This is a genomic window from Aromatoleum bremense, from assembly GCF_017894365.1.
Lineage (GTDB): Bacteria > Pseudomonadota > Gammaproteobacteria > Burkholderiales > Rhodocyclaceae > Aromatoleum > Aromatoleum bremense.
In genome coordinates this window covers 185,129-200,535 of the sequence record NZ_CP059467.1, presented here as the reverse complement: position 1 = coordinate 200,535, position 15,407 = coordinate 185,129, and the positions used below count along the sequence as shown (strand labels likewise).

The following is a 15,407-nucleotide window of genomic DNA, read 5'->3' as shown; positions in this document are numbered from 1 at the left end:
CGCACGATCCGATCTCGTATGCGGGGGGCTTTTTGCGCCCCGCGAGCAGAAACTTTCGGCGCCCGGCGAGCCGCGCGACGCACGCTCAACCCTGCGGATGCCACGCCGATTGCTGTTCCCATTCGCCGAACGCGTCCGCCGGGATCGGCTTGCTGATGAAGTAGCCCTGCGCAGTGTCGCAGCCGAGGGAAGCGAGGCGCTGCCAGACCGCTTCGGTCTCGACGCCCTCGGCGACAACCTCGAGGCCGAGGTTGTGGCCGAGGTCGATGGTCGATTGCACGATGATCGCGGAGTCCTCGTTCGCGAGCATGTCCGAGACGAATGACTGGTCGATCTTGAGGGAATCGACCGGCAGCTTCTGCAGGTACGCGAGGCTCGAATAGCCGGTGCCGAAGTCGTCGACAAAGAGCTGCACGCCCAGCGCCTTCAAGCGCGTCAACATGTCGACCGCGCCTTCGGGATCCTGCATCAGCACGCTTTCGGTGAGCTCGAACTGGATCAGCTCGGGCCGGATGCCCCAGGTCGCGAACAGGCCCCTGATGCGGTCGATGAGCCGCGGGTCGCGCAGGTCGTGCGCGGACAGGTTCACGGAGAGCGGCAGCCGGATGCCGGCTTCGTCCCACGCGTAGCTTTGCCGGAAGGCGGCTTCGAGCACCCAATGGGTGAGGGGGGTGATCAGGCCGCCGTGCTCGGCGAGCTTGATGAACTCGCCGGTCGACAGCATGCCGAGGCGCGGATGCTGCCAGCGCACCAGCGCCTCGGCGCCGCAGATGTGGCGCGATTCGAAATCGACCTTCGGCTGGCAGTACAGACGCAGCTCGTTCTTCGCGATCGCGCCGCGCAGCTCGCCCATCAGCGCGAGGCGGCGCGAGAACTCCTTGTCCGGGTTGCCCGAATAGAGCGTGTAGCCCGCCGCCGAATGCTTCGCCTGGCCGGCCGCGGCGCTCGCGCGGCGCAGCAGGGCCGCCGGCTCGGCACCGTGGCCGGGAAAGAGCGCGATGCCGATGCTGGCCCACGGATCGACCGCGAATTCGAGCAAGTCGATGGGCTCGCGCAGCACCTCGAGCAGTTGGTGCGCGAAGCGCGTCGCGTGCTCGGCGTTGGCGTCGGGCAGCAGGACGGCGAATTCGTCCTCGCCGACCCGGGCCACCATCTGCGGCTCGCGAACCAGCGGGAGCACACGCGCGGAAACCATCTGCAGGAACCGGTCGGTTTCCTTGTAGCCGAGCGTCTCGTTGATCTCATGGAACTGGCCCATCTTGACGACCAGCAGCGCGAGCGGGCGGTGCTGCGGCTTGGCGTCGTGCAGCGTGTCGCCGAGCCGCTCGCACAACGCCACGCGATTGGGGAGGCTCGTGAGCCCGTCGTAGAAGGCCATCCGCGCGATCGTCTTCTCGGCCTCCGCGTGCTTCGCCCGCATGCGCAGGTTCGCGATGCCGTAGGCGAGGTCGTCGGCGAGCTCGCCGAGGAGATCGGCTTCGGCTTCGTCGAACGCGTCCGGCTCGCTCGCGAGGATGCACAGCGCGCCGATGACTTCGTCGCCGACGCGCAGCGGAAACGCGCTCGTTGCGGCGTAGCCGGCCCGCTTCGCGTATTCCCGGATCGAGGCGTAGGTCGGTTCGGTCAGAAGGTGCCGCCCGATCGACGGCCTGGCGGTACGGATCGCGGCCGAGATCGCCCACTGGCCCATTTCGGTGTCGGCCTCGGCCCACGTCAGCGGCAGCGCCTGAAGCACTGCGAGATCCATCCCCACGCAGGCCATTACGTGGATGCCTTTCTCTTCGCCGTGTTCGGCGTAGCCGACGGACGCGACGCGGTAGCCGCCGACCTCGACGATCACCCGACACATCTCCTCGAGCAGCTCCCGCTCGTCGGAAGCGCGCAGCAGCGTGCGGTTGCCGGCGCTCAGCGTGCGATGCGCCCGGATCGCACGCTCGACTTCAGCCGAATGCGGGCGGCTCGGTTTTGCGGGTTCTCCCTCTCGCTTCATGGCTGCGGCCTCGCTGTTGGCGACTCTCGTTCCAAGTGTAGGGGGTGCCGGGGTCTGTAGTTAAAGACATTCGGATTGCAGGTTCGATCCTTCCCACCTGCGACGACCCACGAGAATCGCGTCCCGCCTCTCATCCTGCGCACGGCGAAACCCGCGACGCGAGCGGAAAGGGGGGCGAGACGGGGGGCGAGGCGGGGGGCGCATCTCCCCCTCCTACCCCCCGTCGCTGGGGGGAGGGTCGATCCCGGCGTCCGGACAATACGCCTCAACCGGCCAGACGATGCCGGGCAGAACGAACAGCAAAACGACCACGGAGAGGCGGAAGAGATGAAGAGGACGAGACGAGGCTTCGCGTCGGCGCACAGGCCGTGCGTGCTTGCGGTTGCGGCGGCGACGGTCGCGATGGGCGGCAACGCGGTGGCGTTCGAGTTCGACACCGGCAACGCTGAGCTGCAGGTGCGCTGGGACAACACGGTGCGCTACAACCTGGCGACGCGCGTCGAGGGCCGCGACGACAAGTTCGGCCGCTCGGCGGTCACCGACGAAGGCACGTACAGCTTCGACAACGGCGACTTCGTCGCCAACCGCTTCGACCTGCTGTCCGAACTCGACGTGGTGTACCAGGGCAAGACCGGCTTTCGCGTCAGCGCCACCGGCTGGTACGACGCGGCCTATGACGACGACAGCCGCTCGAACCCGAATGCGCCGCTCGTGAACATCCCGAGCTACGCGGGTCACCAGTACAGCCGCTACACCAAGCGGCTCTACCAGGGCCCGTCGGGGGAACTCCTTGACGCGTTCGCGTTCGCCAACTTCGACGCGGGCGAGGTGCCGGTGCGGTTGAAGGCGGGCCGGCACTCGGTGTTCTGGGGCGAGTCGCTGTTCCTCGGCGGCGCGCTGCACAGCGTGTCGTATGCGCAGATGCCGCTCGACCTGCAGAAGGGCTTCGCCACCCCCGGCGTCGAAGCCAAGGAGCTCTTCCGCCCGCTCAACCAGCTCTCGGCCCAGGCGCAGGTCACCGACACGCTGTCGGTCGCCGCGCAGTACTTCCTGCAGTGGGAAGCCTACCGCTACCCCGAAGGCGGCACCTACCTCGGCCCGGTCGACTTCGCCTTCAACGGCCCGGACCGCCAGTTCCTCAGCCCGGCGCTCGGCTTCGCGACCAACGGCGATGCGCTCGAGCCGAAGAACCGCGGCGAATACGGCGTGTCGCTGCGCTGGGCCCCCGCGGCGCTCGACGGCACGCTCGGCGTCTACTACCGGCGCTACGCCGACAAGCTGCCGCAGACCTTGCTCACGCGGGTCGGCCCGGGGGTGAGCCGCTACAACCTGATCTACGCCGACGACATCGACCTGTTCGGCGTCAGCCTGGCGAAGAACATCGGCGGCGTGAGCGTCGGCGCCGAGCTCTCGTACCGGCGCAACACGCCGCTCAACGCGCAGGTGCTCGGCATCTCGGCGACGGGGCTCCCGGACCGCGGCGACACCAGCGGCCCGCGCGGCGACACCTTCCACGGCCTCGTGAACGTGCTCGGCCTGATCCCCGACACGCCGCTCTTCGACCAGGCGAGCTGGGCCGCCGAGCTCACGTGGAGCCGCTGGGACAAGGTTCGTAGCGGCGAGAACCTCTTCAATGCGGTGGGCTTCGCACCGTGCGAGGCTAACGGCACGACGCGCCCGCGCGACCTCGACAAGTGGGACGGCTGCACGACGAAGGACTTCTGGGGCCTCGGCGTCGCCTTCACGCCGACCTGGTACCAGGTGATGCCGGGCGTCGATCTGTCGGCGCCGATGACGATGTCGCTGGGTCTGTCCGGCAACGCCGCGACGGTGTTCGGCGGCAACGAAGGCAACGGCAACTACAGCCTCGGCCTGGCTGCCGACGTGTTCCAGAAGTACCGCATCGACCTGAAGTACATCGACTACTTCGGCAAGTACCGCGACAACGGCACCGCCGTGACGACACAAAACGGCTTCACCACGCTGCTGAAGGATCGCGGCTTCGTGAGCCTGACGCTGAAGACGACCTTCTAAGGAGGAGGACCCCATGAAATTCACGAAAGCACTGCTGCCGGCGGCGCTCGCGCTGGCCCTGAGCGGGGCGGCCCTGGCCGCGATCACGCCCGAAGAGGCGAAGAAGCTCGGCACCACGCTCACTGCGGTCGGCGCCGAGCGCGCCGGCAACCAGGACGGCACCATCCCCGAATACACCGGCGGGCTCACCACGCCCCCGGCGGGCTTCAAGCCGGGCGACGGCATCCGCCCGAACCCCTTCGGCGCCGAGAAGCCGCGGCTCGTGATCGACGCCAAGAACATGGCGCAGCACGCCGACAAGCTCACCGAAGGGACCAAGGCGCTGTTGCAGAAGTATCCGAGCTTCCGCGTGGACGTCTATCCGACGCACCGCAGCGTCGCCTTCCCCAAGTTCATCGCCGACAACACCGCGAAGATCGCGACGCAGGCCAAGACCCACAACGACGGGCGCTCGATCGAAGGCGCGCACGCCGGCTTCCCCTTCCCGATCCCCAAGACCGGTTTCGAGGCGATGTGGAACCACCTGGTGCGCTACAACGGCCAGGCCTACGAGGTGAAGTACCGCAACCTCAACGTCGACGCGAGCGGGCGCACGACGCTCGCCACCGAAGGCATGAACGTCCAGGAGTTCCCGTTCTGGGACGCGGGCAAGACTTCGGCCGAGACCTACTGGCGCATCAAGAACACCTACACGGGTCCGGCGCGGCGCGCGGGCGAGGCGCTCCTGATCGTCGATCCGCTCGACATCGGCACCAAGGACCGGCGCGCCTGGACCTACCTGCCGGGGCAGCGGCGCGTCAAGGTCGCCCCGGACCTCTCGCACGACACGCCGAACCCGGGCACGGCGGGGGGCAACACCTTCGACGACATCTTCATCTTCATCGGCTCGATGGAGCGCTTCGACTTCAAGCTCGTCGGCAAGAAGGAGATGATCGTGCCGTACAACGCCTACGCCGCGGTGTACCAGGCCAAGCAGGACGCGCTCGTGAAACCCAACCACCTCAACCCGGATCTGGTGCGCTGGGAGCTGCACCGCGTGTGGGTGGTGGAGGCGACGCTGCGCGAAGGCAAGCGCCACGTGTATAGCAAGCGCACCTTCTACCTCGACGAGGACTCGTGGGCGGCGCTCGCCTCCGACCAGTACGACGCCCGCGGCCAGCTCTACCGCGCCGGCTTCGCCTACATGGCCCCGAGCTACGACCTGCCGGCGCCCTACACCGACATGTTCGGCCACTACGACCTGGTTGCGGGCATCTACTCGCTGACCGGCTTCAGTGCCGAGACCGGCGGCATGCGCCAGACCAAGCCGCTCAGCGATCGTGAGTGGTCGCCGGATTCGCTCGCCGGCGCGGGCATCCGCTGAAACCACAACAACAATGATTCGAGCCGGGCAGGGCGCTGTGCCGCCCGCCCGGCCTTTCCGACCCCACGGAGGAGCAACGATGAACGCGCACCGACTTGGCGGCGCCCTGCTTGCGCTCGCGCTGACGCTGCCGGCGACAGCCCCCGCGGCCGGCTTCCAGGACGTGCTCGACACCCCGGCGATGACGAGCGAGCTCGCGGCCAGGGGGCTCATCAACGGCCTGGCGCTCGCCGGCCAGCGTGTCGTCGGCGTCGGCCAGCGCGGCCACGTCGTGTATTCCGACGACGCGGGCAAGAGCTGGCGGCAGGCGAAAGTGCCGGTCAGCTCGGATCTGGTCGCGGTGAGCTTCCCGACGCCGCGAGCCGGCTGGGCGGTGGGGCACGACGGCGTCGTGCTCGCGAGCAATGATGCCGGTGCGAGCTGGACGAAGCAGCTCGACGGGCGTGCCGTAGGCACCATGATGGTCGAGTACTACAAGGCCCAGTCCGGTGACGAGGCCGCGAAGTGGGTCAGTGAGGCCGAGCGCTTCGCCGCGCAGGGCGCCGAGAACCCCTTCCTCGACGTGTGGTTCGCCGACGAGCACAACGGCTTTGTCGTCGGCGCGTTCAACCTGATCCTGCGCACCACGGACGGCGGCAAGCACTGGGAGCCGTGGCTCGACCGCACCGAGAACCCGCAGGCGCTGCACCTCTATGCGATCCGCGGCGCCGAGGGCGAAGTGTTCGCGACCGGCGAGCAGGGCCTCGTGCTGCGCCTCGATGCCGCGGCGGGCGTCTTTCGCGCACTGCAGACCCCCTACCAGGGCACCTATTTCGGCGTCGCGCCCGCCAAGGACGCGGTGATCGTCTTCGGGCTGCGCGGCAACGCGTTCCGCAGCACCGACAGCGGGCGGACCTGGCACAAGATCGACACCGGCGTGCAAGAAGGCCTGACGGCTGCTGCGACCGTAGGCGACCAGGGCGTGATCCTCGCGAGCCAGGCGGGGCGGCTGCTGGTGAGCACGGATGGCGGCGAGCATTTCTCGCCGCTCAAGCTCGACCGCGCCGTCCCGGCGTCGGCGGTGCAACCCCTCGGCACGGATGCGGTGGTCGTCGCGGGTGCCCGCGGCGTGCGCGTCCAGACGCTTCGCTAACAGGAGACCGACGCGATGGCCGTCGCATTCGATTCGCATGACCGCACGCCCGTCGTGCGTGCCCTCTCGGAGTTCGACCGCAACTCCGGCAATGCCCTCGAGCGCCTGATCTTCAACCACCGCCTCGCGGTGGTCGTGATCTGCGCCGTGGTGACCGTGGTGCTGGCCGTGGTGGGCGCGATGAAGCTGCAGTTGAACGCGAGCTTCGAGAGCATGCTGCCGCAGAGCCAGCCCTACATCCAGAACTACCTCGAGAGCCGCAAGGAGCTGCGCGGCCTTGGCAACGTGCTGCGCGTCGTCGTCGCGAGCCCGAGCGGCGACATCTTCGACCCGGCCTACCAGGAGACGCTGAAGAAGATCAGCGACGAGCTCATCCTCACGCCCGGCGTCGATCGCGCGTGGGTGAAATCCTTGTGGACGCCGTCGGTGCGCTGGACCGAAGTCACCGAGGAAGGCTTCCAGGGCGGGCCGGTGATGCCGGATTCCTACGACGGCTCGCCGCAGGCGACCGGCGAGCTCAAGCTCAACATCGCCCGTTCGGGCATCGTCGGGCGCTTCGTCGGCAACGACTTCAAATCGAGCATGATCTTCGTGCCGCTGCTCGACAAGGATCCCGCGACGGGCGCGGCGATCGACTACCGCGCGCTGTCGCGGAACCTCGAGGAGAACATCCGTTTGAGGTTCGAGCGCGCGGCGGGCTCGGGCGGCCCCGAAATCCGCATCCACATCATCGGCTTCGCCAAGCTCGTCGGCGACCTCATCGACGGCGTGAGCCAGGTGATGGCTTACTTCGCGATCGCCGCGCTGATCGCGATTCTCGTGATCTTCTTCTACACCCGCTGCCTGAGGAGCACCGCGCTGGTGGTCGCCTGCTCGGTGATCGCGGTGGTGTGGCAGATGGGCCTCATCGCCGCGCTCGGCTTCGAGCTCGACCCGTTCTCGATCCTCGTGCCGTTCCTGATCTTCGCGATCGGCGTCAGCCACGGCGCGCAGAAGATGAACGGCATCGTGCAGGACATCGGCCGCGGCACGCATCGCCTGGTCGCGGCGCGCTTCACCTTCCGCCGGCTCTTTCTCGCTGGCATGACGGCGCTGGTCGCCGACGCGGTCGGCTTCGCGGTGCTGATGGTCATCGACATCCCGGTGATCCAGGCGCTCGCGCTCGCGGCGAGCATCGGCGTGGCGGTGCTGATCTTCACCAACCTGATCCTGCTGCCGGTGCTCTTGTCCTACACCGGCGTGAGCGCCCGGGCGGCCGAGCGCAGTCTCGTGGCCGAGTCGGGGGCCGCCGACGGCACGGGCGCGGGCCTGTGGCGCTGGCTCGAGCGCTTCACCGAGCGGCGCTGGGCGATCGGCGCGATCGCGGTCTCCGCGGTGCTCACCGTCGCGGGCTTCGTCGTCAGCCTCGAGCTCAAGATCGGCGACCTCGAGCCGGGCGCGCCGGAGCTGCGCGCCGACTCGCGCTACAACCGCGACAACGCCTACATCACGGCGAACTACTCGCTCTCGTCCGACCAGTTCGCCGTGATCGTCAGGACCGCGGCCGAAGGCTGCCTCAAGTACGAGACCCTCGTCGAAGCCGACCGCCTCGCGTGGCAGCTGCAGCAGCTGCCCGGGGTGCAGACGACGGTGTTCCTCGGCGATGCGGTGCGCCAGATCACCGCCGGTTCGTACGAAGGCAACCCGAAGTGGCTCACCCTCGCGCGCAACCAGGACGTGCTCAACTACGGCGCGCAGCAGGCGTCCGTCAACAACCCCGACCTCTTCAACAACGACTGCTCGGTGATGCCGGTGATCGCCTACCTCACCGACCACCGCGCCGAGACGCTCGACGCCATCGTCGCCACCGCCGCGCAATTCGCCGAGGCGCACAGCACCCCCGAGCGCCAGTTCCTGCTCGCAGCGGGCTCGGCCGGCATCGAGGCGGCGACCAACATCGTCGTGCGGGAAGCCAACCGCACGATGCTCCTCTACGTGTATGCGGCGGTGGTTGTGCTGTGCTTCGTCACCTTCCGCAGCTGGCGCGCGGTCGTCGTCGCGGTGGTGCCGCTCGCGGTGACCTCGATCCTGTGCGAGGCGCTGATGGTGGTGCTGGGGATCGGCGTGAAGGTCGGGACCTTGCCGGTCATCGCGCTGGGGGTCGGGATCGGCGTCGATTACGCGCTCTATCTGCTCTCCATCCAGCTCGCGCAGCAGCGCACGGGCGCTTCGCTTGCGCAAGCGCACCGCAGCGCACTGCAATTCACCGGCAAGGTCGTCGCGCTCGTCGGCGTGACGCTCGCCGCCGGGGTCGTCACCTGGATCTGGTCGCCGATCAAGTTCCAGGCCGACATGGGGATCCTGCTGACCTTCATGTTCGTGTGGAACATGGCCGGCGCGCTGATCCTGATTCCGGCGCTGTCGCACTTCCTGCTGAAGGATGCGGCCAGCGCAAGGCGTTTCGCCGCCGCGCCGGCACTCGGCCTCGCCGCGCGGTAAGGGGGCAGCCATGACCAATACGATCGGCAATTCGATCGGCAACTCGATGGACAAGGCGATGGGCAAGGCGATGAGTAATCCGACCGTTTCGGCGCGCGCGCTTGCATGGATCGACCTCCCGGCGTGGCAGCGGCTGTGGCCCGGCGTGCTGACCGCGATCACGATCGCGCTGGCGGCGAGCTTCGTCGCCGAGCACCAGGGCGGCCCGCAGCTGCTGTACGCGCTGTTCTTCGGCATGGCGTTCAACTTCGCCGCGAACGGCGAGAAGATCCGCGACGGCATCGAGTTCGCGTCGCGCCATGTGCTGCGTTTCGGCGTCGCACTGCTCGGGGCGCGCATCACCGCGGAGCAGCTTGCGGGTCTGGGCGCCGGGTCGATCGCGATGGTCGCCGGCGGCGTCGTCGCGACGATCCTGTTCGGGGCGCTGGTCGGGCGCCTGCTCGGCCGCCCCGGCACCGAAGGGATTCTCACCGGCGGCGCGGTGGCGATCTGCGGCGCGTCGGCCGCGCTGGCGATCTCGGCGGTGCTGCCGAAGAGCGACGCGAACCAGCGCTTCACCTTGTTCACGGTGGTCGGCGTCACGGCGCTCTCCACCGTCGCGATGGTCGTCTATCCCTCGCTCGTGAAGCTCTTCGGGCTCGACGCGAACGCTGCGGCGGTCTTTCTCGGCGGCACGATCCACGACGTCGCGCAGGTCGTCGCGGCGGGCTATCTCATCTCGCCCGAGGTCGGCGACGGGGCGACCTTCGTCAAGCTCTTCCGCGTCGCGATGCTGCTGCCGGTGGTCGCGGTGGTGTCGCTGCTGTTTCGCAACGGCGCGCCGGCCGGCAAGAAGCCGCCGGTGCTGCCGGGCTTTCTCGTCGGCTTCGCGGTGCTGGTCGCGGTCAACAGCCTCGGGCTGATCCCGCAGCCGGTCACCGACGTCGCCTCCGGCCTGTCGCGCTGGTGCCTGGTCGTGGCGATCGCGGCGCTCGGCGTGAAGACCTCGTTCCAGCAGCTCGCCGCGCTCGGCTGGCGGCCGGTGGCGATGCTCGCGGTCAATACCGTGTTCCTCGCCGCGCTGATCATGGGCGGCCTGCTGTGGATGCGCTGAGCACGGCGCGGCCCGACAACACCAACCGATAAACGACAGACGGCGACGACGCCCCGGCCCCGTGAAGCGGGCAGGGCGGGAACGGCCGTCCGCACACCGAGGAGAGACAAAGAGATGGCATTGAACAAAGAGGTGGACTGGTCCGAAATCGGGCCGCTCTTCCGCGACGGCCTGCGGATCATGTTCGGCGGCTTCATCGGTGTCGGCACGCCCGAGGGCATTGTGTCGCTGCTGTGCGAGCAGGGAACGAAGGACCTGACGCTGATCGGCAACGACACCGCGGCGCCGGACACCGGCGTCGGTCCACTGATCTCGTCCGGCCAGGTGAGCCGCGTCGTCGTGTCGCACATTGGCACGAACCCGGTGACCGGCAAAAAGATGATCGCCGGTGAGCTCGACGTCGAGCTCGTCCCGCAGGGCACGCTCGTCGAGCGCATCCGCTGCGGCGGCGCGGGGCTTGGCGGCGTGCTGACGCCGACCGGCGTCGGCACCGTCGTCGAGGAAGGCAAGACGAAGATGGTCGTCGACGGCCGCGCCTTCCTCATCGAGCTGCCACTGCGCGCCGACGTCGCGATCCTGAAGGCGAAACGTGCCGACCGCGCGGGCAACCTCGTCTATGAGCGCGCCGCACGCAACTTCAACCCGATCATCGCGCTCGCCGCGGACCTCGTGATTGCCGAGGTCGACGAGATCGTCGAGATCGGCGAAATCGACCCCGATCTCGTGATGACGCCGGCGGCGCTCGTCGACAAGATCGTGCTGGCGCGGAGGCCCTGAACATGGAAGCGAAGGAAATCATCGCGCGGCGCGTCGCCCGCGAGTTCCGCGACGGCTACGTCGTCAATCTCGGTATCGGTCTGCCGACGCAGGTGCCGCGCTACCTGCCGACGGGGATGCACATCACGCTGCAGTCGGAGAACGGCTTCCTCGGCCTCGCGCCGCTCGAAGGCGAGCCGCTGCCAGGCGTCGTCAATGCGGGCGGTATTCCCTGCGGGCTGATGCCGGGCGCCGCGATGTTCGACAGCGCGATGTCGTTTGCGCTGATCCGCGGCGGCCACGTCGACGTCACCGTGCTCGGCGGCCTGCAGGTCGACGAGGAAGGCAGCCTCGCGAACTGGATGGTGCCGGGGAAGATGGTTCCCGGCATGGGCGGCGCGATGGACCTCGTGACCGGCGCGCGCAAGGTCATCGTCGCGATGGAGCACTGCACGAAGGACGGTGAGCCGCGCATCCTCGACCGCTGCACGCTACCGCTGACCGCGAAGGGACGGGTCGCGATGGTCGTCACCGAGATGGCCGTGTTCAGGATCACACACGGCGAGTTCGTGCTCATCGAGCACGCGCCGGGCGTGTCGCTCGCCGACATCCGGGCGCGGACGCAGGCGCGCTTCGCGGTTTCGGAGGACTTGAGGCCGATGAAGCTCGATTGACGCGAGGCCGATCGCCCGGCCGTAGGGCGGATGAGCCGAAGGCGTTATCCGCCAATTTGACCGCTACACCTGTCGGGCCGCCGTGTGGCGGAAGGCGCTTCGCTTTTGGCTACGCCGAAACTTCGTTTTCCGCCCGTTCCGGCAAGCGGCTCACTGAGCGCTGACCCTTTTCGCGGGGGTGTCCTCCAGCCACCTGACCTCTCCTCCTCAAGGATCGGGACATCCCCCCTTTTTATTCCGCGCGGCCCTCGCGGGCCCGCAACCAGAAACTTCGTACGGGAGACATGCCTTGAATGATTCAACTTTCCGCAAGGTCGCCGTGCTCGGCGCCGGCGTGATGGGCGCGCAGATCGCGGCCCACCTCGCGAACGCCGAGGTGCCGGTCGTGCTGTTCGACCTCGCGGCACCGTCGGGCGATGCGAACGGCGTCGTCGCGAAGGCGCTGAAGGGGCTGCAGAAGCTCGAACCGGCGCCGTTCGTCACGCGCGACCGCATCCACTACGTCGACGCCGCGAACTACGACCAGCATCTGGCGCAGTTGCGCGACTGCGACCTCGTGATCGAGGCAATCGCCGAGAAGCTCGAATGGAAGGAGAGCCTGTACGCGAGGATCGCGCCCCATCTGGCGCCGGGCGCGATCCTCGCGACCAACACCTCGGGCCTCTCGCTGGCGAAGCTCTCGTCGGTGCTGCCCGAGTCGCTGCGGGCGGACTTCTGCGGCGTGCATTTCTTCAACCCGCCGCGCTACATGCCGCTCGTCGAGCTGATCCCGGCGCCGGAGACGCGCCCCGGCGTGCTCGACCGGCTCGAGCCGTGGCTCGTGTCGCGGCTCGGCAAGGGCGTCGTGCGCGCGAAGGACACTCCGAACTTCGTCGCCAACCGCATCGGCGCGATGTGGTTGCTGACGGTCGCGCACCACACCGGGCGGCTCGGCCTCGCGCTCGACGACGTTGACGCGCTGACCGGCCCTGCGATCGGCCTGCCGAAGAGCGCAACGTACCGCCTCTTCGACGTCGTCGGCCTCGACACGCTCGCGCACGTCATCGACGGGATGCGCGTCGAGCTGCCGGACGACCCGTGGGCGCGCCACTACGTGGTGCCGGGCTGGATCGCGGCGCTGATCGACCGCGGCGCGCTCGGTCAGAAGACGGGCGGCGGCGTCTATCGCCGGCAGGGCCGCGACCTCACCGTGCTCGATCCGGCGTCGGGCGAGTACCGCGCCGCCGCCGGCGCCGTCGCGCCCGAGGTCGGCGAGATCCTCAAAGTGCGCGACGCCGGCCGCCGGCTGCGCATGCTGTGCGATTGCCCGCATCCGCAGGCGCGCCTCGTCTGGTCGTGCCTGCGCGACCTCTTCCATTACTGCGCGGTGACGCTCGACGCGATCGCCGACAACGCGCGCGACGTCGATCTGGCGATGCGCTGGGGCTACGGCTGGCGGCGCGGGCCGTTCGAGCTGTGGCAGGAAGCGGGCTGGCGTGAGGTCGCGGCGATGATCCGCGACGACGTCGCGGCCGGCGAGGCGATGGCCGGCGTGCCGCTGCCCGCATGGGTCGTCGCGCGCGACGGCGTGCATGGCGCCGAGGGTTCGTGGTCGGCGGCCGAGTCGCGGCTGAAGCCGCGCGCGGCGCTGCCGGTCTATCGCCGCCAGCTCTTCCCCGAGCGCGTGCTCGGCGAGGCGCAGGACCGCGGCGAAACCGTCTGGGAGAACGACGGCGTGCGGCTCTTCACGCTGCCGGCGGTCGATGCCGGGATCCTCGTCGCGAGCTTCAAGACGAAGCTCAACGTGCTCGCGAAACCGGTGCTCGACGGCATCGCCGAAGCGCTCGCCTGCGCCGCGCGCGACTACGCCGGCCTCGTCGTCTGGAACGAGGCGCCGTTCGCCGCCGGCGCGAACCTCGACGAAGTGCTCGCGCTCGTCGAGTCGGACGATGCTGACGCGCTCGACCGGCACGTGCGCGCGTTCCAGGCGGCGATGCGGTCGCTGCGCGACAGCGCGGTGCCGACGGTCGCGGCGGTGCAGGGGATGGCGCTCGGCGGCGGCTGCGAGCTCGCGATGCACTGCACGCACCGCGTCGTCGCGGCCGAATCCCAGCTCGGCCTCGTCGAAGCCGGCGTCGGGCTGATCCCGGCCGGCGGCGGCTGCAAGGAGTTCGCGCTGCGCGCCGCGCGCATCGCCGCGCAGCAGCAGTACGGCGAGCCGAACGCGGCGATCTATGCGGCGTTCCAGCATGTGTCGTCGGCGAAGGTCTCGAAGAGCGCGTTCGAGGCGCGCGAGATGGGGCTGCTGCAGCCGTCCGACACGATCCTCTTCAATCCGCACGAGCTGCTGTATGTCGCGATCCGCCAGGCGCGTGCGCGCGCCGAAACAGGCCACTACCCGCCGCTCGCGCCGCGCGCGGTGAAGGTCGCGGGACGTGGCGGCATCGCGACGCTCGAGCACCAGCTCGTGAACCTGCGCGACGGCGGCTTCATCTCGGCGCACGACTATCGCGTCGCGCGCGCGGCGGCGAAGTCGAAGGCGGCTCGCTCGTCGACGAGCAGTGGCTCCTCGATGTCGAGCGCCGCGAGTTCGTCGCGCTCGCTCGCACCCCCGAAACCCGGGCCCGCATCCGGCACCTGCTGGACACCGGCAAGCCCCTGCGCAACTGACCGGAGACCGACCCCAATGACCAAGCAATTCCAGGACGCCTACCTCGTCGCCGCGACGCGCACGCCGGTAGCGCGTCGCAACGGCATGTTCCGCCACGTGCGCCCGGACGACATGCTCGCCCACGTGCTGCAGGCGAGCGTCGCCGCGGTGCCGCGGCTCGACCCGCGCGACATCGGCGACGTCTATGTCGGCTGCGCGATCCCCGAAGGCGAGCAGGGCATGAACGTCGCGCGCCTCGGCGTGCTGATGGCGGGGCTGCCCGACAGCGTGCCCGCGATCACGATCAACCGTTTCTGCTCGTCGGGCCTCAACGCGGTGGCGATGGCCGCCGACCGCATCCGCCTCGGCGAAGCCGACGTCGCGATCGGCGCCGGCACCGAATCGATGAGCGCGATGCCGAACATCTTCGGCAAGGGCATCCACGCCAACCCGAAATGGATGAACGACGACCACGTCGCGCTCGCGTACGGCATGGGCCTCACCGCCGAGCGGGTCGCCGAGCGCTGGCAGGTGTCGCGCGACGACCAGGACGCGTTCGCCGCCGTGAGCCACGAGAAGGCGCTCGCGGCGATCGCCGCCGGCCACTTCGACGCCGAGATCACGCCCTACGCGGTCACCGAGCAATTCCCGGGTGCCGACGGCGCGGTGCGGCGGGTCGAGCGGCTCGTCCGCAGCGACGAGGGCCCGCGCGCGGGCACGACCGCCGAGAGCCTCGGCAAGCTCAAGCCCGTGTTCGCGCGCGGTGGCTCGGTGACCGCGGGCAACGCGTCGCAGATGTCGGACGGCGCGGGCTCCGTGGTGCTGATGAGCGAGGCGGCCCTCAGGCGCTACGACGTCGAGCCGATCGCGCGCTTCGTGAGCTTCGCGGTCGCCGGCGTGCCGCCCGAGATCATGGGCATCGGCCCGGTCGAGGCGATCCCGCGCGCGCTGAAGGCGGCCGGGCTGCGCCTTGCCGACATCGACTGGTTCGAGCTCAACGAGGCGTTCGCGGCTCAGGCGCTCGCGGTGATGCGCACGCTCGATATCGATCCGGCGAAGATCAACCGCCAAGGCGGCGCGATCGCGCTGGGCCACCCGCTCGGCGCGACCGGCGCGATCCGCACCGCGACGCTCATGCACGGCCTGCGCCGCACCGGCCAGCGCTACGGCATGGTGACGATGTGCATCGGCACCGGCATGGGTGCCGCCGGCATCTTCGAAGCGCTCTGAAACCGAATGACGATCCGGCGGCGCGACC

The 15,407-nt window shown here is 69.2% G+C and carries 9 protein-coding genes and 1 pseudogene; 9 read left to right on the top strand and 1 reads right to left on the bottom strand.

Translation table 11 applies throughout. The features are described 5' to 3' along the window. Nucleotides 1–85: 85 nt before the first annotated feature. Nucleotides 86–1,990, bottom strand: a complete 1,905-nt coding sequence (locus pbN1_RS00855; protein WP_169202736.1) for a putative bifunctional diguanylate cyclase/phosphodiesterase — start codon at nt 1,988–1,990, stop codon at nt 86–88. A 327-nt stretch (nt 1,991–2,317) separates the two neighbouring features. On the opposite strand from pbN1_RS00855, the gene pbN1_RS00850 reads away from it, so the two are divergent. From pbN1_RS00850 to pbN1_RS00810, 9 genes and pseudogenes are all read left to right on the top strand, one after another. Next, nucleotides 2,318–4,024 (top strand): DUF1302 domain-containing protein, encoded by a 1,707-nt coding sequence (locus pbN1_RS00850; protein WP_210147622.1) that lies wholly within the window; start codon nt 2,318–2,320, stop codon nt 4,022–4,024. Nucleotides 4,025–4,037: 13 nt separating this feature from the next. After that, nucleotides 4,038–5,387 (top strand): DUF1329 domain-containing protein, encoded by a 1,350-nt coding sequence (locus pbN1_RS00845; protein ID WP_210147621.1) that lies wholly within the window; start codon nt 4,038–4,040, stop codon nt 5,385–5,387. Between the two features lie 79 nt (nt 5,388–5,466). Next, on the top strand, nt 5,467–6,519 hold the full coding sequence (locus pbN1_RS00840) for a WD40/YVTN/BNR-like repeat-containing protein (RefSeq protein ID WP_210147620.1): 1,053 nt from the start codon (nt 5,467–5,469) through the stop codon (nt 6,517–6,519). Nucleotides 6,520–6,534: 15 nt separating this feature from the next. Continuing rightward, on the top strand, nt 6,535–8,997 hold the full coding sequence (locus pbN1_RS00835; RefSeq protein ID WP_210147619.1) for an efflux RND transporter permease subunit: 2,463 nt from the start codon (nt 6,535–6,537) through the stop codon (nt 8,995–8,997). A gap of 70 nt (nt 8,998–9,067) precedes the next feature. Further along, the gene (locus tag pbN1_RS00830; protein WP_210147717.1) at nt 9,068–10,090 is read left to right on the top strand and encodes a YeiH family protein; all 1,023 of its coding nucleotides are present in this window, start codon (nt 9,068–9,070) and stop codon (nt 10,088–10,090) included. Nucleotides 10,091–10,204: 114 nt separating this feature from the next. Further along, nucleotides 10,205–10,867: an acetate CoA-transferase subunit alpha gene (gene atoD / locus pbN1_RS00825; RefSeq protein ID WP_169204082.1), complete on the top strand. Its 663-nt coding sequence runs from the start codon at nt 10,205–10,207 to the stop codon at nt 10,865–10,867. Between the two features lie 2 nt (nt 10,868–10,869). Then, nucleotides 10,870–11,520, top strand: coding sequence for a 3-oxoacid CoA-transferase subunit B (locus pbN1_RS00820; RefSeq protein ID WP_169204083.1), 651 nt, complete (start codon nt 10,870–10,872; stop codon nt 11,518–11,520). 289 nt (nt 11,521–11,809) lie between these two features. Beyond that, nucleotides 11,810–14,169 (top strand): annotated as a pseudogene (locus pbN1_RS00815) (3-hydroxyacyl-CoA dehydrogenase/enoyl-CoA hydratase family protein). Nucleotides 14,170–14,185: 16 nt separating this feature from the next. Continuing rightward, nucleotides 14,186–15,379, top strand: coding sequence for an acetyl-CoA C-acyltransferase (locus tag pbN1_RS00810; RefSeq protein WP_169204084.1), 1,194 nt, complete (start codon nt 14,186–14,188; stop codon nt 15,377–15,379). Nucleotides 15,380–15,407 lie beyond the last annotated feature (28 nt).